Source organism: Paenibacillus illinoisensis NBRC 15959 (assembly GCF_004000925.1).
Taxonomy (GTDB): Bacteria; Bacillota; Bacilli; order Paenibacillales; family Paenibacillaceae; genus Paenibacillus; species Paenibacillus illinoisensis.
The window spans coordinates 36,312-61,821 of the sequence record NZ_BIME01000008.1 but is presented as its reverse complement, the minus strand read 5'-3'; the positions used below and the strand labels follow the sequence as shown (position 1 = coordinate 61,821).

Below are 25,510 nucleotides of genomic sequence, written 5' to 3'. Positions count from 1 at the left end.
TTAATGTCATGTAACGCTTAATTAGAAACTCAGTATAATCCAAGTATTCCGCTTTGTCAAAGGTAAATATTACACATTTATTTTGCCAGTTCTGACATGCCCTGCTTGTGCCACATTTTATTGATGTAACCATAAGCCGCTTTTAGCGTTTCACAAACCATATCCACGCCCTGACGCAATTCCTCCAGGTGCTGATCCAGATCTTCAAGCTTCACTTTCCCCTGCAACGTTTGATGAAGCTGCCACAGATCATCCTGCATCTCGGAATTCATGTAGTGAATCTCCATATTCCGACGTTTGCGCAGTTTGCTCATCGGTTCCCGGTATGCATCCTTAATCTTAATTAACTCAACAGCAAGATCATTATGCATTTTCGAATAGCCAAACTGTCTCATCACGGTGAAATACGAAAAATGGGATTTCACCTTGGATGTGTTCAGATTAAATATTTCATTTAAAACCGTGCCTGTCTTATCGAGAATCGCAAAACAACGAATGAACCCATCCTTGTAGAAGTACACGTATCGGGCGTACTCAGCCTTCTCCTCAATGGTCATATCATCGGTGGAGCCAGCCCTGACCTTCTGGCGGAAGTGGGAAGCAGCGAAGCAGGCCTGCTCCAGCTCGTCCAGTGAAGAAATTAATCCCTGCGTCCATACGTACAGTTTGCGATAATCGTGAGTCGGGTCCTGATTCAAATCCAGCTGTCGTTGTAAAAGTCCGAGTGTCTCCACCATGGACTCGATCGCTTCTTCCAATACGCCCTCATTCTGACGCGGCAATTCACCCAGCAACGTTCGCAGCATATACAGCCTCCTCTTTCCACTCTGCTGATCAATAAGATGATTTATAATATTAAACCTAATCGGAATCAGAGTAAACGTGTGGTCGCTGCAAACTTAGGGTGCCCTGACCCGCCTGACATCAAACAAAGTCCACCTGTCCAATGATGTGCATCATTGGATGATGGACTTGGCAATTTGGAAACCAGAACGACTGACTTTCGAGTGAAATTCTAGAACCGATCAGCCGGCCGATGAAGCTTGTACACCAGGAAACTCATATAGGTTAATATCCCGAACAATATGGCGATATCAAGCATATGAGCCAGAGCCACGAACATGTACACTTCCGGACGGCTGATGGTAAGCATCATGCCAAAACCGATCAGGACTTGGAGCAGAATGAGCACCACAGATACGACGCCCAATGCCCGAAGTTCCGTGTTATCCGGATGTTTGCGATATGCATAATGCCCCAGGATCGCAATCACAATAACAAGGGAAGCAGCGGCTACACGGTGAGCAAACGCTACGGCCACGCCACCAGACAGTTCAGGTATAATCTGTCCGTTACAGAGCGGGAAGCCTGAGCAGCCCCCAGCTGAGTCTGTATGACTTACAAAGGCCCCTGTGTATACCACAAGATACGTGTAGATGGTTGAGAACCATACCAGGTTGCGGAAGTTTTTGCTGACCCGCGGGTATTTGTTCAACCTTTCAAGACCACCATGACGAGCCTCCTGCCTAATACCGAGAGCCATCATCAGGGAACTGGCAAAGGCAATCAGGGCAAAACCGAAGTGCAGCGCCATGACCGCCGATGATTGGGAGAAGACGACGGCAAAAGCCCCCATAATCCCCTGGATAATGACAAAGATCAACGTTAAGAATGAAAACAACTGCAGATCACGACGTGATTTGCCATATCGTAGAAATGCAACAAAAGAGGCAACAGAAAGCAATCCAGCCAATGCGCTTACCGCGCGATGCGAATATTCAATCAGTGAGGCTACAGTATGTGCAGGAACGAGTTTACCGTTACATAAAGGCCACTCCGTGCCGCACCCCAGTCCGGATTCCGTCTTGGTAACGACCCCACCGCCGAACGTAGCCAGGAACATAACAAGACAAGTTAATACGGTTAACCATTTAAACAAGGTTAAGTGCTTCAATTTTTTCTCACCCGCTGTTGGTTTAAGATGGCGAAGAACGATCTCTCCGCTTGTTTCGATACTTTGACACTTATTTCACAACTAAATTCATTATACCGGATAAAAGTGTCATTGACGCCTCGCTTTGTGACAAAATGTTAACGTCTGTCGACAGAATGACCAACAAGTCATCCCTTATATGTACCTTTTTATTGTCCCCTGAAAAAGCAAAAAATAAAAACGCCATTTCCTCTTTTCAAGAGAAACGGCGCCAATTAGAATTCACAGACGAATTCGCCCGTGCCTTCCTTTATTTATGAATCGTATTGTACACTTCAACCGCACGCTGCAAAAATTGTTCAATCTCTTCTCTCGACTTGCGAAGTTTGTTCACGTAGCGAACAAGTTCGCGACCATCAGTGTATGCAACAAAGCTTGGAATACCCAAAATATTTTGTTCCTCACTAACGGTGCCCACCTGATCTACATCGACCTCAACCAGTGTCAAATCGCGAGCAAATTTTTCCTCGACCTCAGGCATAAACGGATCAATGTACTTGCAGTCTCCGCACCAATCTGCCTTAAATACCGCTACGGTAAGCCGAGGAGATTGAATGGCCACATCAAATGCAGGTTTGGATGTAATCTGTTCCATGACAACATCTTCCTTTCTGTACCTTGTCTTATCCTTAGTGAAGCAAATTGCCGAGTGGAAGTCAAATATTCAGCACATACTTATTTTAAAACCAACCCTGATGAAAGGATGACAGGCGATGACTTCCACCCGAAACGATGCTGTATCCCCTGATTCGCTCTTTCGTATTGTTCGTTCCATTCCTGGAGCCGCCAAAGAAGTATGGCGTGGTAAACAGGCCGCTTGGAAGGCTTCAGCGCAGCTTCGTCATCCTTCACGAGATTTGGCTTGGGAAGCTGAAATGGCTGAGACGCTGAAGGGGGAGATTGAACGGCTGTTACCCGTTACGGAGACGGCTTCTACCCGACATGCCAAAAGCGCCCCATTATGTGAAGAGGATTGCATCATTCTGGAAGAAATTAAAACGCTAACGGTAGAAAATAATCGAAGCAATATCACGCGTACAGCAGCCTATTTGGCATGTTATGACCAATATCCCGAACTGCATTGGGCCTTGCTTGCCCACATGGTTTCCCGCAATGGTGGTTATCATATGACCGATCTGCAGAGCAACCTTATGCATAATCTGCAAAACCAGACGGATCGGGAACATATGTATCGGTTGCTTGAACGTTGTAATGCACTCATTTTCCAGGATGCCTATCCTCAGCTTCTGCTCTACATGAACAGCAGGCGAATCGGGCGAAGCTGCTTTCACCTGCTATCCCATTTTCACGTATCGGCGTTCATGACACCCATCTGGGAGCGGTTCTGGTTGGAACGATGCAGCTCCCTGCTTAGTGTGGCGTTAATTATTAATGAGCAGAACTATATTGAGAGCCGGGTCGTACAGCATCCTTATTTTCAAAAAGAAGTACTCTCCAAGCCTGCATTTCACCTGCACAACCTCGCCGGGCTTAATCATATTGTGTTTCCCCTTGGGCGCGGAAAAGGACTCGCCGGGAGGGTAATCGAACATTTTGGCAAGCTGGATGAGCGAATCATGTTTGGCAAAAGCCTGTACGCCATGCTGTTTGGCATTGAGCAAGTGTACACACAAGTGTTAGAGTTTGCCCGTTCGGTTCCCCACAGAGGCTCACGTGCCGAATATTGGCCGGGTCTATTCACAACGAGCTTGGAGGGGGCAGCAGACTCGAAATTCTATACTCAGGAACTGCTGGAACACGAATGGATGCCAGAAGGTGGGCGATTATACAGTCCAGAGCTGCTCGCCGTATGGAAAGACACGCCTTATGAACCGATCACCAGACAGGACTGGCTGCAAAATCGGGATAGTCTTGGACACCTCAGTGCACCGCGTCGTCCCTGGTTATTTGAAATGAGCCATGAACACCGATATGGGATGCTCAAAACGGCCGTTGCCCATGATGCCAAGACATTGCTGCATTAAGTGACCTAGAGTACGGTTTTCTCGAATCGGCTGTCAGCAGTTCATCTTGTACGATTTCAAAATAAAAAGCCCTGCCCACTTAAGCAGCAGACAGAGCTTGTACTTATTTTTTAAATGTTTAGCATCAACCTATGCCCGCTGACCCGTACCACGCTGAAGACGCATGAGCGGCCGCAGTACCTTTTGCAAAATACGCGGATAGCTGCCAAGTTCATCTCTGCGCAATACGCGAAGAATGACAAGCATGACCAGGTATACGACCACAACGAGCGCACCGACAACCAGGCAGGTCATGAGGAAGGATACACGTGCTGGCAGGAATAAACCAAAGAGCCAATTGCCAGCCCAGTTTGCACCGAAACCAATACCTGCAGCAAGCAGGACAGTTACCACGAAGCCAACCCAGCGTTCACCCATGATCGAGAAGGTTACGATTTTTCTCAGTACTCGCAGGTTCAGATACGTAATCACCAGGAAACATAATGCTGTTGCAATAATGATCCCATAGATGCCGAATATCGGAGCCAGAATCAAACTTGCTACAAATTTAACGATAATCCCTGCAGCTACACTGATCATTGTAATCCGCGGTTTACCAACTCCAAGCAGAATGGAGTTGGTTGTCATCATCGTAATTTGGAAAATGGTACCGAAGGTCAGCAAGGTAATGATGGGAGTCCCATCTGGCGTACTGAACAGTAATCCATTCACCGAATAGGCTGCCGCACAAAGGGCAATGACGATCGGCATCCCTGTCAAAATCGAAATGCGCATGGCCAGCGTAATTTGATTCTGGAGATGGGCTTCATCTTTGCGTGCAAAGGCTGCCGAAATGACAGGCACGAGCGATTGGCTAAGCGCAATGGCCAGAATCGGCGGGATTCCCGCAATACTTTGCGCCTTCGCACCGAGGATCGCCAGCACCCCTGTTGCCTCTTCCAAACCAATACGACCGCTGAGCAGCGGAACCACAAGTGATGAATCGATAAAGTTAATCGCCGGAACCGCAAGGGACGATAACACTATGGGAATCGACAGTTTGAAGATATCACTGTATATCCCTCGCATTGGCAGCTGCTCTGCACGAACAACCTCCAGCTGGGCTGCACGATCACTACGGCGCAGCTTCAAGGTGAAGTAGAGCATGACGGCAAAGGCACCGATACTTCCTAGCACCCCACCGAATGAAGCTCCTGCAGCAATCGTTCTGTCATCATAATTCCATTGCAGCATAACATATGCCACGATAATGGCTGTACCAACCCGGGCAAACTGCTCTACGATCTGAGATATACCGCCTGCCGTCATATTGCCGCGTCCCTGGAAGTAACCACGCATCATGGCAATAGCCGGGAAGAGCAGCAGTGCCGGAGCCAGGGCCCGAATCGCACTAACAGCCTCCGGTACCTTGGATACATACGTTGCATAATAAGGCGCTGCAAACCACAGTAAGGCTGACATGACAACCCCGGCTACCGCAGCAAAAATCAAGGCAGCCTTATAAATTTGCTGTGCTTCTCCTGCGCGCCCCAGCGCGTAGCGTTCAGACACCATCTTGCTGAGCGTGCTGGGAATTCCCGCCGTTGCGACGGTTAACAGCATTAAGTATACCGTATTGGAGATGGTAAACGATGCGTTACCGATATCGCCAAGGATATGCTCCAGCGGTACCCGCTGCACAAGACCAAGTACTCTGGCAATGAGTGCAGCGGCCGCCAGGATGAGCGTACCCTTAATGAATGTTTCCTTCTTAGACAAACTAATTCCCCTTCTTTCCCCCACACGGACGTGCATCTGGTTGAAGCCCATCCCGAACGTCTATGCGAATCTTGCTACCCAGATAATAAACAGAACAATCATGACGATTTGCAAAATAATTTTCATTACCGTACTGGTAAACAGACCAACGACGGAACCGAACCCGACCTTTGTAGCCTTGGAAGGTGATGATCCGCCGATTAATTCCCCGATAAATGCACCGATAAACGGTCCCAATACCAACCCGAATGCAGGGATGACAAATGGACCAATAATGACACCAATCGTACTCAGGGTTGTAGATAGCTTGGAGCCTCCGAACTTCTTGACCCCCCATGCACTAACCACATAATCCGCTACGAACAGGACCACCACGATTAGAATCTGGAAAATCCAGAACCATACACCAAACGGATCGAAGCTGAAGAACCAGCCATAGACCAGAAACGCGAAAAAGATCGCTATAGCTCCAGGCAGTATCGGGTATACCGTTCCGGCCATTCCCACTGCAAACAAAAGCACAATTAAAATCCAGCCAACGGTTGCAAGCAAAGGTTATTCCCCCTTCAAAATGTGTTCACGAATGACTTCCACGATTCCATCTTCATTGTTGCTCGCCACAATCAGATCAGCGGCTTCCTTCACTTGGTCCTGTGCGTTCCCCATGGCAACACCCAGACCTACCGCCTCGATTACGGCCAGATCGTTCAGGCTGTCTCCCACTGCGACGACTTCGGACATTTCTATGCCCAGCAGTTTGCAGACCTCAGCCACGCCACTCGCTTTTGAAATGCCAGCCGGGTTAATCTCGATATTAACTGGTGAGGAATTCGTCATTTGAAGGCCTCCCAGCTGCTGCAGTTCCATCATGATCTGATGACGAACTTCATCATCTTCCGTATTGAAACCAAACTTCAGCCATTCCAGATCTTCAATATTTTCTGTCCAACGCTCACGGTTGAACAGCTCCTCTACGGAATATGCCCAATACCAGCTGTTATATTTCTCGCCAATTTCCTGCATGGTACGGATCAGGGCCGGGTCCATCAGATGACGAATGTGCAGGTCATGTGGAGCTTTCCAGACTTCACTGCCATTCACCGTGACCATCGGCGTTTCCAGTCCAAGCTGTACCGCGTACGGCATCGCATGGAATACAGCTCTTCCTGTGGAAAGGCACACATGCACCCCGCGCCGGATGGCGATCTGTATCCACTTAGCGGTTTCCTGGGTAATTTCATGGTTATCGTTGAGCAATGTCCCGTCCATATCCAGCGCCAGCAATTTGTATTTAAGTTCACTCATGCAGTATTCCTCCTCGGTTGTCTCTCTACTTCTCTCTATCCAACTATTCTCTCACAAAAAGACCGCCCGGTATCCGCAGGAGGCGGACGCTCCGGACGTCACAGCTAACGCCATTTTACCACAGATCATCCAGATGCAACAAAATAACGGTCAATCCAAATAACGATATGAAGGCAGACAAGATCATATGCACTTATGTGCTGGAGCAGATCGAGGGAAATCCTCATCTATATGGATGTCATACCCGATATCACACATCCCAAACAGCAAAAACCGCCTGCGTATGCAGACGGTTGTTATCTAGTTCTAACGTGTCGCGAATTTACGACGAGCGTAGCGGAGGATAATGCCATGTTTCGGAGAGAGCAAGAGTGCCAAAACAAACAGAATTCCAGCTACCGCCACCATGCAGCCTGCAATGGAAGCATCCAATGCATATGCCATCATATATCCCCCAACAGAGGAAGCAGCCCCCACCAGTACGCTGTACAAAATCATTTTTCCCAATCGATCCGTGAGCAGATAAGCTGTCGCCGCGGGAACAATCAACATGCCCACCACGAGGATGGACCCCACACTTTCAAAGGAAGCCACGGACGTCATGGATACAAGCCCCATGAGCAGGTAATGGAACAATACGACCGGAATACCGCAGGCAGCTGCCAGCGCCGGATCGAAGGCGCACAATTTGAACTGTTTATAGAACAATCCGATAACAATCAGGATGACCAAGAGCGTAATACCCAGCATCCAGACGGCCCTTGGCCCGACATCCGTACCCCCAAGTGTTAACGTATCCCACTGAACGTAGGCAATCTCACCAAAGAGCACACAGTCCAGGTCCAGATCAATATGCTGGGCATTCAGACTGATCAGAATAACACCGACAGCAAACAGTGCCGTAAATACAATGCCAATGGACGCATCGGAAGACAGTCCTCCGGCCTGCAGGCTTTGAATGAGAAAAACTGTTAACAGGCCGAAAATAGTGGCCCCGAGCAGCATCCATAATGAATCCCTGGAACCGCTCCACAGAAAAGCAATGGCAATCCCGGGAAGCACGGCATGGCTGATGGCATCCCCAACCAGTGCCATTCGCCGCAAGATAAGGAAACATCCGAGAATGGCACATGCGGACGAAACCAATACAGCCGTTAATATGATCCAAAATGTAGCCATTATAGCTCCCCCCGTTCCTGCTGTGTTCCTTGGGCGGAAAGTGTCTGAAGTGTTGCACGCTCTTCTCGAAGATAAGCCGATTTGGCCTGCATGCTTCGCAAACGGCGAGCCAGTAACCCCCGACGCGGAGCAAGCAGCGCCGAGCCGGCAAACAGTACCGTAGCCGCAAGGACCGTCACGGGTCCTGTCGGCAGATTAGGAACGAGCGTGCTGAAGATGGTGCCCGTGGCACCACTCAGAGCACCAAATATGCCTGCGAGCAGCACCATAAGTGCAAGTGAATCCGTCCAGCAGCGCGCTGCTGCCGCAGGAGTCACAAGCAAGGCAGCAACAAGAACAACTCCGACTGCCTGAATTCCCGCTACAACCGCGATGACTGTCAGCAGCAAAATCAGCTGTTCAAGCACCGCAACAGGCAGACCCATGCCCCGTGCAAATCCCGGATCGAAGCTCACCAGCTTGAATTCCTTGAACCAGAGCAGACAGGCAATGAGTAAAACGAGACAGACACCGCCCATGACGTATACATCGGTCATCACCATGGAGGCCGCCTGACCAAACAAATATTTATCGAGCCCACTTTGGCTTCCGCTGGCACCATGCTGGATACGGGTCAGCATGACTACACCGATGCCGAAAAATACCGTCAGCACAATCCCCATCGCTGCATCCTGCTTAATCCGTGAATATCGGGTAATCCAGGATATCCCGAAGGTCGCAATGATTCCTGCAGCGAGTGCACCAAACAGAAAGAGACCTACGGACTTGGTTTCCGTCAACATAAAAGCAATACAAATCCCTGGCAATGCCGCATGTGCCAGTGTATCGCCCATCAAACTTTGGCGGCGCAAAAATGTAAATGAACCAATAATGCCACTGCTGAACCCGAGCAACAAACAGCCAAGCAAAATCCAGCGTGTGTTGGGGTCAGACAGAATGGAAAGGATCCAGTTCCCCATTACTACACCTGGCCCTTCTCCGTCCGGCTTCCGATCATTGCAATCCGGCCTCCGTAAGTTTCCTGCAGCGTATCCGGTACAAACACTTCGCTTGTCGGCCCGCCAGCAACCAGTCGCCCATTGAGCAGCAGCACATGATCAAAATATTCCTCCACCGTCGCAAGATCGTGATGAACAACGAGTACCGTCTTCCCTTGCTTTTTCAACTGTTCCAAAAGGGAAATGATGGCCTTTTCCGTTGTCGCATCCACGCCTGCAAACGGTTCATCCATGAAATACAGGTCCGCATCCTGAACCAGCGCACGAGCCAAAAAGACTCGCTGCTGCTGTCCGCCTGACAGCTGGCTAATCTGGCGATGCATATAGTCTCCCATACCCACTTGCTCAAGGCAGTGTGCAGCCAGATCCCGTTCCTTCTTGCCTGGACGGCGGAACCAGCCCAGATGACCATACCTGCCCATCATCACCACATCCAGTGCATGGGTTGGGAAATCCCAATCGACCGATTCCCGCTGGGGAACGTAGCCGATCCGGCGCCGCTGCTCACGGTAGGACTGACCAAAAATCCGCACCTCACCGTGCATTTTCGGTACCAGTCCGAGTACAGCCTTGATCAGGGTGGACTTCCCGGCCCCGTTCGGACCGAGAATCCCAATCAACTGGCCTTCGGGTATATCAAAGGAAACCCCGCTGAGAACTGGCTTTTTATGATAGGCTACAGCCAGATCCCGTACACTAAGAGGGGCCATTGTAGGCTTCATTCCCTGCAATTCATTCGGATGCTGGGATGTAAGCATGTTATCAGATAACGTTGTCTTGCTCATGCTGCTTCCACTCCTCTCTGGATAAAATCATTATTTCAATGCCTCTACAATCGTCTCGGTATTGTGACGGATCATGCCAATGTAAGTACCTTCTTCTGTTCCTTCAGCACCCATGGCATCCGAGAACAGTTCCCCGCCAATGCTGACCGTATGTCCTTTTTCGGCGGCTCCGGCAATAATGGCTTCCATCGCTTTGGCTGGTACACTCGATTCCACAAATACCGCCTTAATATTGTTATCCACGAGGTAATCCCGCAGTTCACTGACATCCTTCGCACCATATTCGGCTGCTGTGCTGATACCTTGAAGTCCCATCACTTTCATGCCGTAGGCTTCACCAAAATATCCAAAAGCATCGTGCGCGGTAACAAGCACCCGGCTCGCTTCAGGGATCTCCTGAATTTTTGTGCGCACTTCGTTATCCAGCTCCTCGAGCTTTGCCAAATACGTTTCAGCTTGAGCCTGATACGCCTCAGCATGATCCGGATCTGCCTCCACAAGTGTATCGCGCACGGCTTCTGCCGCATGCATCCAATGGCTCACATCAAACCAGACATGTGGATCATATTCCGTACCTCCGGTTTCCTGACCCGAATGCAATTCATCTACTGGGATGCCGTCTGTTACGGCAGTTACTGTTTTGCTCTTGGACATCTTCTCCAAAATATCAGTCATTTTCCCTTCCAAGTGCAGCCCGTTATAAAAAATGACTTCAGCTTGCTCCAGCTTGCGGATATCCCCTTGCGAAGCCTTATACAGATGGGGGTCTACGCCTGGACCCATTAGCCCGGTAACGTCAACGTATGCCCCTCCGATCTCACGTGCTACATCTGCAATCATGCCTGTGGTTGCTGTAACCTGCATCTTCCCTTCTGTGTTTCCCGATTCGGCTGAGCTGGAACAAGCGGTCAAAACCACAATCAACACCAGGGCTGACAGCGTCATGAGCCCTCTTTGAATACTCCTCATTTTCACCATTAACAACTCGAACCTCTCCTTTCCCTCTCCTAACATAATTGTCCGCATCTAATTTTGTTGTACAAGGTATTAAAATTTATACACGACTAATAATGTTTCCCTTGTGCAAATTTTAGCCGATGAAAAATAAAAAGGCAAGGGCTAATTTCCCTTGCCTGTCCGGTTGCGTATATCAGCCTTTTCACTGGCTGTTTTGCAGGATCGTGATATGGAATACCCCACTGCACATGGGTTAATCTCCGTTACTTTGGTACCTCTTCTCAAAAATCTTGTTTTACTCTTTGTCCTTCTCCTGACCCTTTTTCCCTTTTGGCGTCCCGTCCAGACCGTACACCTCATCGTATGCATCGAAGATTTTGCGTGCAATTGGCGACGCACTGACAGACCCGAATCCGCCTTCCGGTACAACAACTGCGATGGCCAGTTTTGGATTCTCACGCGGTGCAAATGCGATAAACACACCGTTCTCCTTCTTATTCGGTCCGGTTCCCTGCTCGGACGTACCTGTTTTACGGGCATAGTCATAAGGGAATCCGTCAAACGAGCTTACTTTGGTGACCATGCCGCGGTGTACTTCATTCCAGTATGCATCCGCAAAATCCACTTCGTTTAAAACTTTAGGTTTAATTTTTTTAACGACATTGCCTTCTGCGTCACGAATTTCTTTCACCAAATGAGGCTCCATCCGTTTGCCCTTATTGGCAAGCATCGTAGTATATTGTGCGAGCTGAAGCGTCGTGTATTTTGCTTGTTGACCAAATGAGGCAAACGCCAGACGTGTCAATGCTGATTCGTCTTTATCTTTATATTCAAGTGTGCCCAGGTACTCACCTGGCAGATCCACGCCTGTAGAGACCCCCAAGCCGAAATCTTTCATATATTCGTCCCATTTATCTATCCCTTTGTCTGAGCCATATTTATTCAGCAAACGTTTGCCTACCATATCAATCATAAACGCATTGGAAGACTTCTCTATGGCGCGTCTTGCCGTGATATGACCATTATAAGCAGAGTGGGAGTTTCTCACCTGCCGCCCGTCTTTCCCCAGAATGGCATATCCCTGATCGTGATAGGTCTGTCCTGCTGTAAACAAGCCTTCTTTCAGACCGATAAGCACACTAAGAGGCTTAATGACGGAACCTAGCAATACCACGGATTCGGCATGCCTAGGCTTTGAATCATTCGGCGGGAAGGAAGCGATCGTCCCATTACGGTAGACGTATTTGATCTTCTCATAATCCCAATCATTCGGATCATAGTCCGGCATGCTCGCCATGGCCACAACATTTCCGGTATCTACTTCCATCGCCACTGCATACCCCGTAATGGCTTTAGGCAGCTTGCGCAGTTCATCTGTAATCGCTTCCTGAGCTGCCAACTGAATTTCCTTGTTGATTGTGGAGACTAGGCTGTAGCCTTTCTCCGGCGGAGTCTGCATGATTGTTCCTTCAGGAAGATTACGTGCATTAATATCGATAGATTGATAGCCACTTCTTCCACGAAGTTCCTCCTGATATTGAAACTCCAGCCCACCTACCCCAACCATTTCTTGCTGAGTATAGCGAAGGCCCGGGTCTCTTTCCGTGGCCAGTGACTTACTAATTTCTTTATATTTATCCAAGTTATTTTGTTGCCCCTTGAACTCTCTAGTGTAGCCAATGACCTGGACAGCAACCCTATCAGGGTCATACTTTCTCACATTTTCCTCCAGCACCATAGCCCCTGGATATTCAGCCTTTTTTTCCATGAAATAAGCGATTTCTTTCGTATTCAGATCGGATTTCACCAACCTTGGTGTGTACCCATGTGTCTTCTGGTAATCCAGATCGAGGCGTTTCATGATCTCCTCAGCATCCGGCTGTTTCTTATCACCAGGATTAAACTTTTTGAACACTGCAGCCAGATCATCTGCGAGTTTTTGAGCTTCTTCCTGCCGGGAACCGTTACTATAGTCCTCATACAATAATACATACAGAGACTGTACAGGCTCGGAATATGCTAACGCCACTTTTCCCGTGGCATCATAGATCGGTCCACGCACAGGTGCCAGCGGAATGTCTTTTGTATTACGTGTCGTTTCCATATACGTCAATTCAGGTCCCTCGACAAACTGCACAAAGGCTAATCGAAAAATAAGAATACTGAAGATGACAAATGCAGCGAAAAAGAACAGGTTTATTCTTGCTGCGGACGGCTTGTTGACAGTTTTGTCTTCATCGGATGCTTTCTTGCTCCTCCATCGGTTAAACATGTATAAGCCTCTCCGTTCTATATCAATAATGGTTAACAGTCTAAATCATTAACGTACAGCTCAGATATTTTCCCTATATAAGTCTATCAAAGGTTGACTTCCATGTCCCCCAAAATTTGGTTACATTTTCGTAAACATGAGTCATCTTAAACATATGCAAGTGACAATTTAGCAAATTGGTTTCAGGATCAAGACTGCATTTATCAACAAAATCACAAAAAAATATCGGCAACCCTTCCTCAAGGAAGAAATTGCCGATTATAAATTCTATGGTTGTCTACTTTGTTCCTTGCCCCAATTATTAAGCATGTACCATAGTTCCACAATATTCACATGGAGATGTGGAATGAATGGAAACGTGTATCTTTGCACCACAACCAGAACAAGAAATCTGCAGCTTCTTCTCTTCCTTTTGCTCAGGTTCCCCTTGTTCTTTTTCCTGACGACACTCTCTCTCGTCTACCATTGAGGCATGCTCTTCACTAGACTTGTGGTTTGTAGAACCGGAACGGTGTCCTCGATCAAATAACGGATATCCCTTGAACAATCTGAATACAACATACAACAAAGCAGTTGCTGGTATAAAATGAAAGAAAATAGCAACTGGGATTTCCCAACCTCCCTCCAGGGCTGTATGAACAGAGAGAGAATAAACGGGCAGACATGATAATAGAAAAAGGATGCTAGCCAACATTTTTCTCATTGAAATTCCCCTTCTGAGTTACGAAATTTGAACAGTCGTGCCACAATATTCGCAGTCAGCAGACATCATTCCTTGAACCTTGACCTTTGCTCCGCACCCGGAACATTCAACTGACACAGGACCCTTGGGACGTTGTGGTTCCTGCCTGTGTTCATTCTCAGGTGAACTATTGTTGTATGTATTAAAATCAGGGTCTAAATTAATTCCAACCTGCTGGTCTCGATGACCATTAATTACGTTGATGTTCTGTCGGAAAACGTTAGGTTTAATAACCGAATCCGACTGATGTAGATGGTCGCTCCCTCCATCGTTTCCCACATGATTGTCTGGACGATAAGGAGGAACGGAATACGATATCTTGGGCCTACTATTGAGGTTTTTAATGCCAGCCCACATCAATATAATCCCCGGTAAGAGGAAGACCGTTATCACGATAAACAGATCATATCCTTTCTGTACTCGGGTCAACAAAGCTAAAAATAGAAGTAATATTGGTACCGCTATAATTATAAAAAGCACTCCAAAAAACGTTCTCATTATTCGCCCCCAGAACTCTGTATGTATATAAATCCGGATCAGATACCATAAGCTATTGATTTCAGAGGCAAGACTATCCTGCAATTGTATCAAACGCTGGACCGGCATCTCAGCCGTTATTAGCCGTATTTTCTCGATAAATCTATGCTAAGCAAGGACTATTCTACCATTTTTATCCTCTCGTCGCATATTTTTATTTTATATCGTAAACTATTTCAAAAAAATTAGACGTCCTCTCCCGGAATTAACTTCCTGGAATGGACGTCGAATAGATTTACTCTCAATGCCACTTTACAAGATCATACATGCATTTTCCCTATCTTGTTTTTGGAGCGACTGGTTTTATTGTGTATCTGTTTCTTCCGTTTTATCTTTCTTCGGAACACCGTCCAAACCGAACTCCTCGTCATACGCATCAAAGATCGCACGTGCAACAGGAGCCGCACTGTTGGAACCGAAGCCCCCTTCGGGGATAACCACGGCTACAGCCAGTTTTGGATTTTCCCGCGGCGCATACGCGATAAATACCCCGTTGTCGACCAATTTTCCGCCGACTACCTGTGTAGAGGTTCCTGTTTTTCTGGCAAAGTCATAAGGGAATCCGCTAAATGCAGTAACCTCCGTAGCCATGCCTCGTTGTACCTCATTCCAATAAGCGTCATTGAAATCGACCGTACTTAGCACTTTTGGTTTCATTTTCTCTACGACATTCCCTTCGGAATCTCGGATCTCACTTACCAATTGCGGCTCCATTCGTTTACCCTTGTTGGCCAGCATCGTTGTATATTGGGCAAGCTGCATGGCCGTGTATTTCCCCTGTTGACCAAAAGAAGCATACACAAGACGAGTCAGAGAACTTTCCTGTTCATTCGTGTATTCTCTGTATCCCAGCCATTCGTTTGGCAGATCGATTCCAGTCGAAACACCGAGACCGAATTGCTTCATGTACTTATCCCATATATCGATCCCTCCGGCACCATATTGGGTGTACAACTTCTTACCGATTTCATCGATCATAAAAACGTTGGAAGAGTGACGAATCGCATCATGTGGAGTCAACGGACCGTATACGTGACCGGAAGAGTTCTGTACTCTGCGGTTATCCCCACCGAAAGTTGTAGAACCCCTGTCTGGATATACGGTATTCGTAGTGAAGAAACCTTCCTTTAGACCGATCAATACACTCAGAGGTTTGATCGTGGAACCAAGCAATACAACCGATTCAGCCCGCTTTTTGGAATCATCCGGAGGGAAGGAACGAATGGTACCATTTTGATAGACATATTTGATGTCATCATATTGTTCGTTCGTGATGCTTCCTGTTCTCCAGATGTTCGTATCGTAGTCCGGCATACTGGCGATCGACACAATTTTCCCAGTGTCCACTTCCATTGCTACCGCAAAACCTGTCTTAGCATTCGGGTGCAGTCTACCAGAAACCGGGTGCGTATGCAGCCAGCTCAGTTGATCCAGGATCGCCTGCTCTGTCTTCACCTGCACGTTTTTGTTGATGCTCGTAATCAGGTCATAGCCCTTCTCAGGTGGAGTAGATCCTGCAACGCCCTCAGGCAAATTCCGCAAATCCACATCCACGGAGTTATAACCGCTTTTGCCGCGCAGTATATCTTGATACTGCAGCTCAAGACCGTCGAACCCGACAAACTCGTTTTCCGTATATACCAGTCCCGGGTCCGTTTGCGTTTTGTTGGCCTCATCAATCTCTTGGTATTTGTCCAATGTTTTGGAACTTTTGAATTTTTTCAAATATCCGATGGTCTGAACAGCCACGGTGTCCGGATCATAGTATCGCACACTTTCTTCAACAATCTGAATTCCCGTGAATTCATCCTTGTGCTGAAGGAAATAAGCCACTTCTTCCTCCGACAGATCGCTCTTGATAAGTCGTGGCATGAAGCCATTCGCCTTGCGGGAGTTCAGATCCATCGCTTCAATGATCTGATCAACGGTAAGGGACTCCGACTCCTTGGTTTTGTACTGTTCGAACACATCATGCAGCCTTGTTGCAATATCCTGAGCTTCCGGGAAGTTTGGACTTGGTTGTCCGTTTACATCACCATAGTTTTTATAGAGCGTCAGGTATAGAGACTGAATCGGCTTGGAATACGCCAGCTTCACCTCACCGGTTGAATCATAGATGGTTCCTCTCACCGGAGCGAGCGGCACATCCTTGGTAATGTTGCTGGCCTCTTCCTGACTGAGCTCAGGCCCTTCCACGAATTGCAGAAACGCCAGCCGTACGATAATAACGCTAAAAATAACAAAGGAAGCGAAGAAAAATACGTTCATCCGGTAACTGAAGCGCCGTTTGTCGGTAAGTTCATCCTTCTCTTTTGAATGATTGTTCATTCATCCTACCTCTTTCATGACTTGATGCATACCGCTCTTAGAAGTCCAGCCGCGGTATGATAACCTGGCAACGTCGTCATAATCCGGAACCCTGTCCGGTGTAATGTTATGCTGTCTGATCTTTCAGATGGGTATCGGCAAAATTCGGAGGATTGAACCAGTCACCGCTCACCGCCCATGTCGGATCAAGCGGAATCCAGCTCTGGGAATCACTCAAATAAATTTCATTCCATGCATGTGGGCCATATCCGCCCTGGCCGTTGTACCCAAGTCCTGTAACGACCTTAACATCCAGCCCTTGTGAACGGGCCATGACCGCATACAAACGTGCGTAATCAATGCATACCCCTTTACGCGTATCAAACGTGTTCTGCGGTGTCTGTTCATGCCATATGCCTTTTTGCTCATAATCATCCACTTTCCCGTAATCATATTGAATGCGGGAACCAACCCAATCATACAAGGCCCGTGCTTTCGCTTCATCCGTCGTGTGACCTTTCACAATTTCACTGGCTGCAGATTCAATATCTGCAGGAATATTGTGGTCAATGACATCATATTTGCGCTGCAAAATTCCGCCCAGTTCCTTCTGAACCGCTTGGGTAAATACCGGCAGCTTGTCCTTGATCAGGTTACCGGATAACGGTTCAATAACGGACTTTGCTCCCTGCATGTAGATCGGCGAAGCCTCTACATATCGGCTGAACATGCTTCCGGGATACAGGCTGACAATCATGAAAAGAACGGCAATGACAATCATCCCGCGGGCAGATCCAATGACTGCTCCTATGATTGCACCCATGAAGCGGCTAATAATACCCTTGGGACTGCTCTCTTGTTCTGCCGAATGATATCTCCTTCTGAAGAAAAGGGACGAGAACAAGCCAAGAACCATACGAATAAATCCATAACTAAGCACAAACAACACGGCAAACCGCATCAATGGAAAATCAGCAATCGCCGTAACCAACGTATAATACATCTGCTCCCATCGGTTCAGATCCCGATTCGGCATGGCTGAAGCATGTGCAGACAACCACTGCTGCACATACGGCGCCAGCCAAAGGGTCAAACCAATGGACAGCAGAATGCCAATGACCGCCATAATGCCATCCATCAGGAATCCAAATAATCTTCCTGCAGAACGCGAAGCCCCTCTGGACCATCCCTGGAGCAATGAAGCTGCCACAATCAATAACAGCATAATCGTGATGCCATTGAATTCCTTCAGGCTGTCCAGCCAACTCTGCAACACGTATTCATTCCCCCTTTGCTAAGAAGCTGGTACAGTTCCATTTCCTCTGGCCTGTTCGACAAACGTACGTATCGTTTCATTGTCGAGATTCCATTCGCCCAGTGAAATTCCGCGCAAGGTCACATTGACCTTGTTCGACCCGGCTGTCCCCTTAATTTCCACATTGGGACTCGTAATGGTAAATTGTCCATCCTGCCCTTTGGCGTAGGTGGCCTTGGAGGCTTCCTTCACCATCATATTGGTCGCTTCCTTTTTCAATGTGTCCATCGTACTGGACTGCACATTTGAAACCGTCTGTTTAATCTGATCGATGGAGATGCCGCTGTATATCAACAGAGCCGCAATAATGATGATGGCAATCGCCCATTTCAATACGGTTTTGACCACATTCAGAACAAAGAACAAAATGATCAGTGCAACGACGATCACCAGCCAGTTCTGCATCACAAACTCTTTGATCACTTCTATGTTCATGATTACACCTTCCGTATTAGAGTTAAGAAATCACACTTCCCGAATATTATACATGATTTCCGAACCCGCTGTCAGCTAAGCACTCTCTCATAAAAATAAAGGTCTAAGTTCGTCCAGTTGAACGTACAAGTAGTACCATGAGGTTTTGCATGAAGAATCGGGAACACATCTGACGACCTGGCATGAACATGTATCGTTTAACAAGGAGGGGCTTTTGTGAAAACGGCCATCTGGCTCTATCTATTTTTGTTTCTTGCTGTTTTTGACCTGCACGCCCAATATCCCATCCTGACCCCCTTTGCCATCTCGCTTGGAGCTGCACCCACCTTCATCGGGTGGATGATGGGAATCTACTCCTTGACTCATCTTCCCGGCAATTTAATTGCCGGCACACAAATCGATAAACACGGCAGTCGGCGTTATATCGTGTTTAGTCTGCTTGGAGCAGGTATTATTCTGCTGCTGCAAGCCCACATTCACACGCCATGGCAGCTGCTTGCGCTTCGTTCCATCAGCGGCTTTGTGCTCGCCTTTCTGTCTCCGGCCTGTCTAGCACTGCTTGCTCAGCTGTCGACCAACCCGGTCACTCAGGGCAAGTATATGTCCGGACATGGTGTCGTGCATACGCTGGCGTCTGTTGTATCTCCAGCTGCTGGAGCACTGATTGTTGGTGCTTTGGGATTCTCTGCTACATTTGCAAGTCTTGGATACCTGCTCATTCTGTCGGGTATGATCGCCTGGTTGTCCATGCCGAAGGGGCTTGTCGATGTTCAGCGTGAGAAAGAAACCGTACCTCCCAAACCTGCTAACCTCGGAGGAAGTACGAATACCTTCATTCCTGTCTCCTGGCGTTATTTTGCATTGCCTCTGGTCATTGCTTGTGCACAAGGGATTCTGTTTTTTGAATTGCCTCTTCGGGGCGGTGGACACTCCTCCATGATGTCTACAGGGTTATTGTTTTCGGTCATTAGTGTCGGAGCACTCCTCACCCTCAGCATGCTGTTTCTTAATCGTTATTCGCCCAAGCTGCGTTTAACTGCGGGTGTGCTGCTGATGTCCCTCTGCTTCTTCACGCTGGCAGCCTTCCCGGACATTCCTCTGGCAGCTGTACTGTTTGTACTTGGCATGTCCAAAGGGATTACTTTTCCAGCTATGGCTACCCTGTTTATCCGTTTAAGTGGCGGAAGCAAGCTGGGACGTATTTTCTCACTACAGTCCATCGCTACCTCCATTGGATCCTTCATTGGTCCAATCGCCGCAGGTCAGCTGCGTGTAGGTGTCTCGCCGTATTTCATCGCGTTTATTCTATTAATGGTCGGCATTCTGCTCCTTCCTTACTTCACCAGCAGACGTGAGGCATCCCTGTCTTCAACCGATCCGAATAGCGTACTGGGATAAACGTAATCCATGATGTAAGTACTTTTTTTATTAAAATGGCTTGTATTCACCTTTGCTTTGCATCATTCCCCCATTTACAGCTAAACTATATATAATCCAGTCGATTTTCGCTGCAACATTTCCCGGGGAATGTCGACACTAGCTCTCGAACAAGAGGTGAATATCATGCCTATTCATGTCATTGTGGAAGGTAAGAATGATCGCAGCAAGCTGAAACGTCTCGTTGGGCCGGAAATCAACATTTTATGTACATTCGGCACTCTCAATTCGCTCAAGCTGGAGTCCCTGCGCAAACAGGTTGGTTATGATGAAGTATATCTGTTTATGGATAATGACAGTTCGGGTAAAAAAATCAGAGGTGTGCTGCGAGACGCCTTCCCTGATGCAGTGCAGATGTATACCAGACGTGGTTATGCGGGTGTGGAAGGAACCCCTGATGAATACATCATTGCCCAGTTGGAGAAGGCCGGTTTGGAAGAGTATATTCAATACCCCGAGTACCCGTCATTCTAAACGTAAAACAATTGCAAAAGGCTGATTACCGGTTATTTACCAACCCGACAATCAGCCTTTTTTATGGATACTAACAGGATTCTAATATAATTTGAACAGATTATTCATTGATCAGATTGCGGATATCCTCTGCGATTACTGCAGGCTCGACATCTTCTGTATTAAATGCATTATACACCTTGCGCAGCTGATTGTTCTGGTCTACGAGACCAATCATGTTCATATGTGCAAAGTCATCCTTGCTCTCGCCTTCAATCAGGATCTGAAATGAATCCTTGGCGAGCTGCTTTGTTTTATCCATATCCCCTCGCAGGAAATACCACCCGTCATAATCCGCGTGGAAACGGTCCGCGAATTCCTTAATTTTCTCCTTGGTATCGACTTCCGGATCAAATGAAATCGAAACAAAGGACGCATCCTTGCCGAATGTGCCATCTTCCTTCAACAAATCCTGCACCTGGGACAACGTAAACGTCGTAATTGGGCATACATCAGGACAACTGGTGAAATAAAAATAGAACAGCCGCACCTTGCCTTTGGTATCATCGAGCGAAACCGTTGTCCCATCCACATTTTCCATGGAGAAGGATTGGATCTCCCGAATCTCGGGTAATTTCTCCTTGCTGGCAAAGACGGTGCCCCACATGAGGTATACAGCCATAATCAGTGCGAGACCTAGCAGCATCCAGGTCCATTTGTACTTTTTCAGCATCATCCTCGTCCTTTCTCTGTGCTTTCGATATGAATGCGCATACATATCTTGCTTTGAATTACATGGCTATCGTTTCTTGCCCGGGATGTCACGTTATGAAGAAATAAGTAACTTCTTTTGCTTGAAATTGCATATGTATACGAAGAACCCCACTCTGGATGGGACCCTTCCTTATTGTAACCGTTCTTGATGCAGATGCCCAAGCATTTATTTTGCACCTTCACCGTAATCCATCCCATTATTTATGAACCGTATCCAGAATCATCAGTATGAAGCTCAGAGACAGATAATTAATGGAATAAAGAAATACCTTTTTGGCCCAGGCGTCCGTATCCTGCGCACGAAATCCTTTGAGTGCATAATATAGCCACAGTACAGACAGCACCAGTGATACCGTCAGATAAAAAATACCGGCATACCCGTATGCATACATTAGAATGGGAACAAAAATCTGCAGCACCAGATAAGGAATCATTTGAATCTTGGTCCGTTCAATGCCCTTCACTACAGGCAGCAGCGGAAATCCACCGGCCCGATAATCCTCTACCCTGCGGATGGCGAGCGCCCAGAAATGCGGAGGCTGCCACAGGAACAACATGGCAAGAAGCAGCCATGCACCCAGGTCCAAACGTCCCGTTACAGCGACATAGCCGATAACTGGCGGCATGGCACCTGACAAACCACCGATGGATGTGCTCCATGTTGAAGAACGTTTTAACCAAAGCGTATAAATAACAACATAGACAAACATGCCAAAAATGCCGCATAATCCGGCAAGTATACCCGAAAAAGCAAAAAGAACAGTTAAGCCTAGCACGCCTAAAATGATGGCATACGACAATACCACCTTCGGTGTTAGCCTTCCTGTCGGTAAGGAGCGGTTGCGGGTACGTTCCATTTTCAAATCAAGTTCACGATCAAAATAATTGTTAAATACGCAGGAAGAAGCCATAACAAGCGCAGTCCCAAGTAGGGTCAGCAGCATCTTTACCAAGTTGAAATCCCACTGGGATGCCAGCCAAAACCCTCCAAAAACAGCAATAAGATTGGTCCGAAGTATTCCCGGTTTGGTGATATGAATAAAGTCTTTCCACGATCCCGACTTGGTCGGAGGCGAGGTCAATGTTGCAGAATCGGAAGAAGCCTGGTATCCCAACTGATTGTCCACGCTTGGTTAATCCCCCTTAATTCTCGGTTTGGAGGTTTCTCTCTTTGTCTCCGATATAAAGTTTATCATAGGTAAATGGCCAAGAGTATGACAATGCTCGTACAAATGTTGGGTGAAATGAACTTCTTATGACATCTTTTTCGGGTTTTGGCTGTTTTGCTTCAAGACAGGCGGATAATATACACTATATATGGGTATCACCTAGATAGAGAATCATTAATATGATGAAATCGAGCTACACCACAAAGGAGACGTTTATGGATACTTCTACACATTTTGTCATGGGTATTGGTTTGGCAGGTCTGGCTTATGTCGATCCTGTCGTGGCTTCCAGTCCCATGCTCGCGGCTGCGGTGATGGTGGGTACCATTGCTGGCTCGCAGGCCCCTGACATTGATACGGCACTGCGTCTCAAAAGCAACTCATTGTACATTCGAAATCATCGGGGTATGTCCCACTCGCCGCCCTTTCTTCTATTATGGGTTCTGCTCATCACGGGCGTCATTGCACTGATTTTCCCGGATGTTCCCATTGGACACGTCGCTACCTGGACAGCTGTCGCTGTGGGCGTTCACGTTTTTACCGATCTGTTCAACACCTATGGAACCCAGGCAGCAAGACCATTCTCGGAACGATGGATTGCCTGGAATATCATTCATATTTTCGATCCGTTTCTGTTCGCTTCGCACGTGGTGGCAATCCTGCTGTGGGCCTTTGATCTGATCGCCCCTGCTCCGTTGTTTGTCACACTGTATATCGTTATAGCCCTCTATTATGTATGGCGAATCATTGCCCATGCCCAGGCTGTAGCCAAAGTAAAAAGGCTGGACAACAACAAACCGGCGCTTCGCTATATCGTCATTCCAACGATATCCTGGAACCGCTGGCATGTGGTGAAGCATTTTGCGGATAACAGTTACGAAATCGGAAAAATGGATGGAGCAGAGCTGACATGGCATCTGCATGCCTCTTCTTCCACTCATGCGGCTGTAGCTGCCTCACGCAAATCACCAGAGGTCACTGCCTTTCTCTACTTCACCTCCTATGCGGTTGCGGAGGTAGAGGAGCTGCCTGCAGGATACAAAGTCCGCTGGGCGGATGTACGGTATCGACACCGCAAGCAGTATCCGTTTGTCGCCGTTGTCGTGATGGACCGCAATTTTGAAACGATTGATACGTATGTGGGCTGGTTAAGCGATGAAAAAATGGATAAAAAACTTTTATCTGCCCGGTCTTGACGAGAAGGACCGGGAAAGGCACAATCAAGTAAGGAACGGTTGCGCGATGAAAAGCCCGGAGCGTTTCCGCTCCGGGCCTTTGTTTTGTTGCTTGCTTTTATGATAAATTATTTGCCAGACCCAGACAATTGTTGCTCAGCGATTTGTACCAGACGTTTGGTGATGTAACCACCAAGAGATCCTGTCTCACGGGAAGTGTAGTTACCGTAGTAACCGTCTTGCGGGATTGTTACACCCAGTTCCTGTGCAGCTTCCATTTTCAATTGTTGCAGTGCTGCAGTTGCTTGAGGTACCACCAAGTTGTTAGAACGAGATCCTTGAGCCATATTTAAAATCTCCTTTCAATCTGTGTCTGTAATGTATTGCAAGCTTGCAAGATTATTATGGCTCGCACGCCTCAAGTTATACGGAGATTCATTAAATTTGTGATGGAGGTTTTTCCCAATGAGTAAAGGTTTGTCCTTATGGTTCGCATTCTCTTCGATTGTTTTGTTAACGGTTTCAGCCATATCGATTTCTTATAACGGCTGGTTAGCCTCGCTGCTGTTCATCCTGTCCATTGCCAATATCGGCTGGGGTTTCGTCATTCGTGCCAAGAAGGAACGACAGGAATTGCGTTCTACATCCGAATCGACATCCTGACCTGGAAGGTGGACTCAGTAGTACGCTTTGAACCATAGCCAATGTTATCGGACTTGGCACGATGCTGGGCAAAATGATGGCTGAATCAGGCGGTGCAGGTTCCTATATGAACAGAAAGAGAGAGGAGCTGTTGGCTCCTCTCTTTTTTGTTCACTTTATATCGTGAAATTTTAACATTGTTGAACGATGTCCGTGATAGCCTATACTGTACGTCTAGGAACAAACCCCATGCGTTCTTTCACATCATGAAGCGTTTTGGCAGCGACTGTTTCAGCACGACGTGCTGAAGTCTCCAAAATCTCGGCCAGTTCGCCAGATTCACGAATTTCGCGATATCGTTCCTGTAACGGTTCAATAACAGAGACAACCACTTCGGCCAGCTCTTTTTTGAACGGACCATACATTTTACCCTCGTAACGCTCTGCTACTTCATTCAGCGTAATGCCTGCACACTCTGCATAGATGCTCATCAGATTGCTGACCTCTGGCTTTTTGGCCGGATCGTAAACCACTTCACGTCCGGAGTCCGTCGTGGCACGGCTGATTTTCTTGCGGATCACATCCGGCGGGTCCAACAGGGCAATGTAGCTGCCCGCATTTGGATTACTTTTACTCATTTTCGAGGAAGCATCGTCCAGGGACATCACGCGTGCGCCCACCTGCGGAATATATGGATCCGGAATGGTAAAGTATTCTCCATAACGATGATTGAAACGGCCCGCCAGATCGCGGGTGAGTTCCAAATGCTGTTTTTGATCCTCTCCTACAGGAACGAGGTCCGCATTGTACAGCAAAATGTCGGCTGCCATCAATGAAGGATATACGAACAAGCCTGCCCCCACCGAGTCCTTGCCTGAAGATTTATCCTTGAACTGGGTCATCCGCTCCAGTTCACCCATCGATGTCAGTGTCGTCATCAACCATCCAAGCTCAGCATGCTGAGGAACATGGGATTGCAGGAACACATTTGACTTTGTTGGATCGATCCCCGCTGCTAGAAACAGTGCAGCGACGGCTTCAGACTGTTCACGCAGTGCAGCTGGCTCCTGAGCCACGGTTACTGCGTGGAGATCTACCACCATAAAATGGCATTGGTAATCATGCTGCAGCTTCACAAAGTTCTTGATTGCACCAATATAGTTGCCCAGCGTAAGTTTACCGCTTGGCTGGATTCCAGATAATACAGTTTTCATAAGTCACTTGCGCCTCCTCATGTTTTGTTCAAGTCTGTTTCTTCTCCGCGGACGCAAAAAAGCCTCACATCCGCAAGG

24 protein-coding genes, 1 pseudogene and 1 other annotated feature (1 of these 26 running past the window's edge) are annotated in these 25,510 nt (G+C 47.6%); of the genes and pseudogenes, 6 read left to right on the top strand and 19 right to left on the bottom strand.

What is annotated here, in order from left to right; genetic code table 11:
• Positions 1 to 77: 77 nt before the first annotated feature.
• The 3 genes from PIL01S_RS19160 to PIL01S_RS19150 all read right to left on the bottom strand — a co-directional run bounded on the left by PIL01S_RS19160 (position 78) and on the right by PIL01S_RS19150 (position 2,588).
• Positions 78 to 806, bottom strand: coding sequence for a Cthe_2314 family HEPN domain-containing protein (locus PIL01S_RS19160; RefSeq protein ID WP_127538911.1), 729 nt, complete (start codon positions 804 to 806; stop codon positions 78 to 80).
• A 209-nt stretch (positions 807 to 1,015) separates the two neighbouring features.
• Positions 1,016 to 1,954, bottom strand: coding sequence for a COX15/CtaA family protein (locus PIL01S_RS19155; protein WP_127538910.1), 939 nt, complete (start codon positions 1,952 to 1,954; stop codon positions 1,016 to 1,018).
• 289 nt (positions 1,955 to 2,243) lie between these two features.
• Complete coding sequence (locus PIL01S_RS19150) at positions 2,244 to 2,588, bottom strand: thioredoxin family protein (protein WP_127538909.1); 345 nt, start codon at positions 2,586 to 2,588, stop codon at positions 2,244 to 2,246.
• 118 nt (positions 2,589 to 2,706) lie between these two features.
• Between PIL01S_RS19150 and PIL01S_RS19145 the strand changes: the two genes are divergently transcribed.
• Positions 2,707 to 3,978: a DUF2515 family protein gene (locus PIL01S_RS19145; RefSeq protein ID WP_127538908.1), complete on the top strand. Its 1,272-nt coding sequence runs from the start codon at positions 2,707 to 2,709 to the stop codon at positions 3,976 to 3,978.
• Between the two features lie 129 nt (positions 3,979 to 4,107).
• Here PIL01S_RS19145 and PIL01S_RS19140 read toward each other — a convergent pair whose 3' ends face one another.
• The 12 genes from PIL01S_RS19140 to PIL01S_RS19085 all read right to left on the bottom strand — a co-directional run bounded on the left by PIL01S_RS19140 (position 4,108) and on the right by PIL01S_RS19085 (position 18,568).
• Complete coding sequence (locus PIL01S_RS19140) at positions 4,108 to 5,736, bottom strand: putative polysaccharide biosynthesis protein (protein WP_127538907.1); 1,629 nt, start codon at positions 5,734 to 5,736, stop codon at positions 4,108 to 4,110.
• 60 nt (positions 5,737 to 5,796) lie between these two features.
• Positions 5,797 to 6,237: a DUF456 domain-containing protein gene (locus tag PIL01S_RS19135; protein ID WP_095292156.1), complete on the bottom strand. Its 441-nt coding sequence runs from the start codon at positions 6,235 to 6,237 to the stop codon at positions 5,797 to 5,799.
• Positions 6,238 to 6,291: 54 nt separating this feature from the next.
• Positions 6,292 to 7,041, bottom strand: a complete 750-nt coding sequence (locus PIL01S_RS19130; protein ID WP_127538906.1) for a Cof-type HAD-IIB family hydrolase — start codon at positions 7,039 to 7,041, stop codon at positions 6,292 to 6,294.
• A gap of 306 nt (positions 7,042 to 7,347) precedes the next feature.
• Positions 7,348 to 8,220 (bottom strand): metal ABC transporter permease, encoded by an 873-nt coding sequence (locus tag PIL01S_RS19125; protein WP_127538905.1) that lies wholly within the window; start codon positions 8,218 to 8,220, stop codon positions 7,348 to 7,350.
• The gene (locus tag PIL01S_RS19120; protein WP_127538904.1) at positions 8,220 to 9,179 is read right to left on the bottom strand and encodes a metal ABC transporter permease; all 960 of its coding nucleotides are present in this window, start codon (positions 9,177 to 9,179) and stop codon (positions 8,220 to 8,222) included. The genes PIL01S_RS19125 and PIL01S_RS19120 overlap by 1 nt, the downstream gene beginning before the upstream one ends.
• Before the next feature lie 2 nt (positions 9,180 to 9,181).
• Complete coding sequence (locus PIL01S_RS19115) at positions 9,182 to 9,940, bottom strand: metal ABC transporter ATP-binding protein (RefSeq protein ID WP_127539042.1); 759 nt, start codon at positions 9,938 to 9,940, stop codon at positions 9,182 to 9,184.
• Between the two features lie 93 nt (positions 9,941 to 10,033).
• Entirely contained in the window at positions 10,034 to 10,948 is a 915-nt protein-coding gene (locus PIL01S_RS19110; protein WP_246058481.1) for a metal ABC transporter solute-binding protein, Zn/Mn family, read from the bottom strand.
• Positions 10,949 to 11,255: 307 nt separating this feature from the next.
• Entirely contained in the window at positions 11,256 to 13,232 is a 1,977-nt protein-coding gene (locus PIL01S_RS19105; RefSeq protein WP_127538903.1) for a peptidoglycan D,D-transpeptidase FtsI family protein, read from the bottom strand.
• Between the two features lie 301 nt (positions 13,233 to 13,533).
• Complete coding sequence (locus PIL01S_RS19100) at positions 13,534 to 13,935, bottom strand: hypothetical protein (RefSeq protein WP_127538902.1); 402 nt, start codon at positions 13,933 to 13,935, stop codon at positions 13,534 to 13,536.
• An 879-nt stretch (positions 13,936 to 14,814) separates the two neighbouring features.
• A complete protein-coding gene (locus tag PIL01S_RS19095; protein ID WP_127538901.1) occupies positions 14,815 to 16,839 on the bottom strand; it encodes a peptidoglycan D,D-transpeptidase FtsI family protein in 2,025 nt (674 codons plus the stop codon).
• Between the two features lie 106 nt (positions 16,840 to 16,945).
• Complete coding sequence (locus tag PIL01S_RS19090) at positions 16,946 to 18,094, bottom strand: transglutaminase domain-containing protein (protein WP_127538900.1); 1,149 nt, start codon at positions 18,092 to 18,094, stop codon at positions 16,946 to 16,948.
• An 18-nt stretch (positions 18,095 to 18,112) separates the two neighbouring features.
• Positions 18,113 to 18,568, bottom strand: a complete 456-nt coding sequence (locus PIL01S_RS19085) for an ATPase (RefSeq protein WP_127538899.1) — start codon at positions 18,566 to 18,568, stop codon at positions 18,113 to 18,115.
• Between the two features lie 216 nt (positions 18,569 to 18,784).
• Here PIL01S_RS19085 and PIL01S_RS19080 point away from each other — a divergent pair, with 216 nt between their 5' ends.
• Both PIL01S_RS19080 and PIL01S_RS19075 read left to right on the top strand, forming a co-directional pair.
• On the top strand, positions 18,785 to 19,966 hold the full coding sequence (locus tag PIL01S_RS19080; protein WP_127538898.1) for an MFS transporter: 1,182 nt from the start codon (positions 18,785 to 18,787) through the stop codon (positions 19,964 to 19,966).
• A 165-nt stretch (positions 19,967 to 20,131) separates the two neighbouring features.
• Positions 20,132 to 20,479, top strand: coding sequence for a toprim domain-containing protein (locus tag PIL01S_RS19075; RefSeq protein WP_095292165.1), 348 nt, complete (start codon positions 20,132 to 20,134; stop codon positions 20,477 to 20,479).
• A 100-nt stretch (positions 20,480 to 20,579) separates the two neighbouring features.
• On the opposite strand, the gene PIL01S_RS19070 is transcribed toward PIL01S_RS19075, so the two are convergent.
• Both PIL01S_RS19070 and cyoE read right to left on the bottom strand, forming a co-directional pair.
• Positions 20,580 to 21,191 carry an SCO family protein gene (locus PIL01S_RS19070; RefSeq protein ID WP_095361390.1) on the bottom strand — a complete coding sequence of 204 codons (612 nt, stop codon included), beginning with the start codon at positions 21,189 to 21,191 and terminating at the stop codon, positions 20,580 to 20,582.
• A gap of 238 nt (positions 21,192 to 21,429) precedes the next feature.
• Complete coding sequence (gene cyoE / locus PIL01S_RS19065; RefSeq protein ID WP_127538897.1) at positions 21,430 to 22,359, bottom strand: heme o synthase; 930 nt, start codon at positions 22,357 to 22,359, stop codon at positions 21,430 to 21,432.
• Between the two features lie 257 nt (positions 22,360 to 22,616).
• Here cyoE and PIL01S_RS19060 point away from each other — a divergent pair, with 257 nt between their 5' ends.
• Positions 22,617 to 23,597: a metal-dependent hydrolase gene (locus PIL01S_RS19060; protein WP_127538896.1), complete on the top strand. Its 981-nt coding sequence runs from the start codon at positions 22,617 to 22,619 to the stop codon at positions 23,595 to 23,597.
• Between the two features lie 107 nt (positions 23,598 to 23,704).
• Here PIL01S_RS19060 and PIL01S_RS19055 read toward each other — a convergent pair whose 3' ends face one another.
• Positions 23,705 to 23,923 carry an alpha/beta-type small acid-soluble spore protein gene (locus tag PIL01S_RS19055; RefSeq protein ID WP_095292170.1) on the bottom strand — a complete coding sequence of 73 codons (219 nt, stop codon included), beginning with the start codon at positions 23,921 to 23,923 and terminating at the stop codon, positions 23,705 to 23,707.
• 118 nt (positions 23,924 to 24,041) lie between these two features.
• On the opposite strand from PIL01S_RS19055, the gene PIL01S_RS19050 reads away from it, so the two are divergent.
• Both PIL01S_RS19050 and PIL01S_RS30140 read left to right on the top strand, forming a co-directional pair.
• The gene (locus PIL01S_RS19050) at positions 24,042 to 24,239 is read left to right on the top strand and encodes a hypothetical protein (RefSeq protein WP_095292171.1); all 198 of its coding nucleotides are present in this window, start codon (positions 24,042 to 24,044) and stop codon (positions 24,237 to 24,239) included.
• Between the two features lie 31 nt (positions 24,240 to 24,270).
• Positions 24,271 to 24,336: pseudogene (locus PIL01S_RS30140) on the top strand (GntT/GntP/DsdX family permease); the annotation flags it as partial.
• Between the two features lie 103 nt (positions 24,337 to 24,439).
• Here the strand turns inward: PIL01S_RS30140 and trpS are convergent.
• On the bottom strand, positions 24,440 to 25,432 hold the full coding sequence (gene trpS, locus PIL01S_RS19040; RefSeq protein ID WP_127538895.1) for a tryptophan--tRNA ligase: 993 nt from the start codon (positions 25,430 to 25,432) through the stop codon (positions 24,440 to 24,442).
• A 72-nt stretch (positions 25,433 to 25,504) separates the two neighbouring features.
• Positions 25,505 to 25,510: a binding site (T-box leader), on the bottom strand (it continues 241 nt past the right edge of the window).

Coding starts and splice junctions, on each gene's coding strand:
- PIL01S_RS19160 (WP_127538911.1), bottom strand. CDS start 806: ATGCTGCGAACGTTGCTGGGTGAATTGCCGCGTCAGAATGAGGGCGTA.
- PIL01S_RS19150 (WP_127538909.1), bottom strand. CDS start 2,588: ATGGAACAGATTACATCCAAACCTGCATTTGATGTGGCCATTCAATCT.
- PIL01S_RS19145 (WP_127538908.1), top strand. CDS start 2,707: ATGACTTCCACCCGAAACGATGCTGTATCCCCTGATTCGCTCTTTCGT.
- PIL01S_RS19135 (WP_095292156.1), bottom strand. CDS start 6,237: ATGGCCGGAACGGTATACCCGATACTGCCTGGAGCTATAGCGATCTTT.
- PIL01S_RS19130 (WP_127538906.1), bottom strand. CDS start 7,041: ATGAGTGAACTTAAATACAAATTGCTGGCGCTGGATATGGACGGGACA.
- PIL01S_RS19125 (WP_127538905.1), bottom strand. CDS start 8,220: ATGGCTACATTTTGGATCATATTAACGGCTGTATTGGTTTCGTCCGCA.
- PIL01S_RS19120 (WP_127538904.1), bottom strand. CDS start 9,179: ATGGGGAACTGGATCCTTTCCATTCTGTCTGACCCCAACACACGCTGG.
- PIL01S_RS19115 (WP_127539042.1), bottom strand. CDS start 9,940: ATGAAGCCTACAATGGCCCCTCTTAGTGTACGGGATCTGGCTGTAGCC.
- PIL01S_RS19110 (WP_246058481.1), bottom strand. CDS start 10,948: ATGACGCTGTCAGCCCTGGTGTTGATTGTGGTTTTGACCGCTTGTTCC.
- PIL01S_RS19105 (WP_127538903.1), bottom strand. CDS start 13,232: ATGTTTAACCGATGGAGGAGCAAGAAAGCATCCGATGAAGACAAAACT.
- PIL01S_RS19100 (WP_127538902.1), bottom strand. CDS start 13,935: ATGAGAAAAATGTTGGCTAGCATCCTTTTTCTATTATCATGTCTGCCC.
- PIL01S_RS19095 (WP_127538901.1), bottom strand. CDS start 16,839: ATGAACAATCATTCAAAAGAGAAGGATGAACTTACCGACAAACGGCGC.
- PIL01S_RS19085 (WP_127538899.1), bottom strand. CDS start 18,568: ATGAACATAGAAGTGATCAAAGAGTTTGTGATGCAGAACTGGCTGGTG.
- PIL01S_RS19075 (WP_095292165.1), top strand. CDS start 20,132: ATGCCTATTCATGTCATTGTGGAAGGTAAGAATGATCGCAGCAAGCTG.
- PIL01S_RS19070 (WP_095361390.1), bottom strand. CDS start 21,191: ATGCTGAAAAAGTACAAATGGACCTGGATGCTGCTAGGTCTCGCACTG.
- PIL01S_RS19060 (WP_127538896.1), top strand. CDS start 22,617: ATGGATACTTCTACACATTTTGTCATGGGTATTGGTTTGGCAGGTCTG.
- PIL01S_RS19055 (WP_095292170.1), bottom strand. CDS start 23,923: ATGGCTCAAGGATCTCGTTCTAACAACTTGGTGGTACCTCAAGCAACT.
- PIL01S_RS19050 (WP_095292171.1), top strand. CDS start 24,042: ATGAGTAAAGGTTTGTCCTTATGGTTCGCATTCTCTTCGATTGTTTTG.
- trpS (WP_127538895.1), bottom strand. CDS start 25,432: ATGAAAACTGTATTATCTGGAATCCAGCCAAGCGGTAAACTTACGCTG.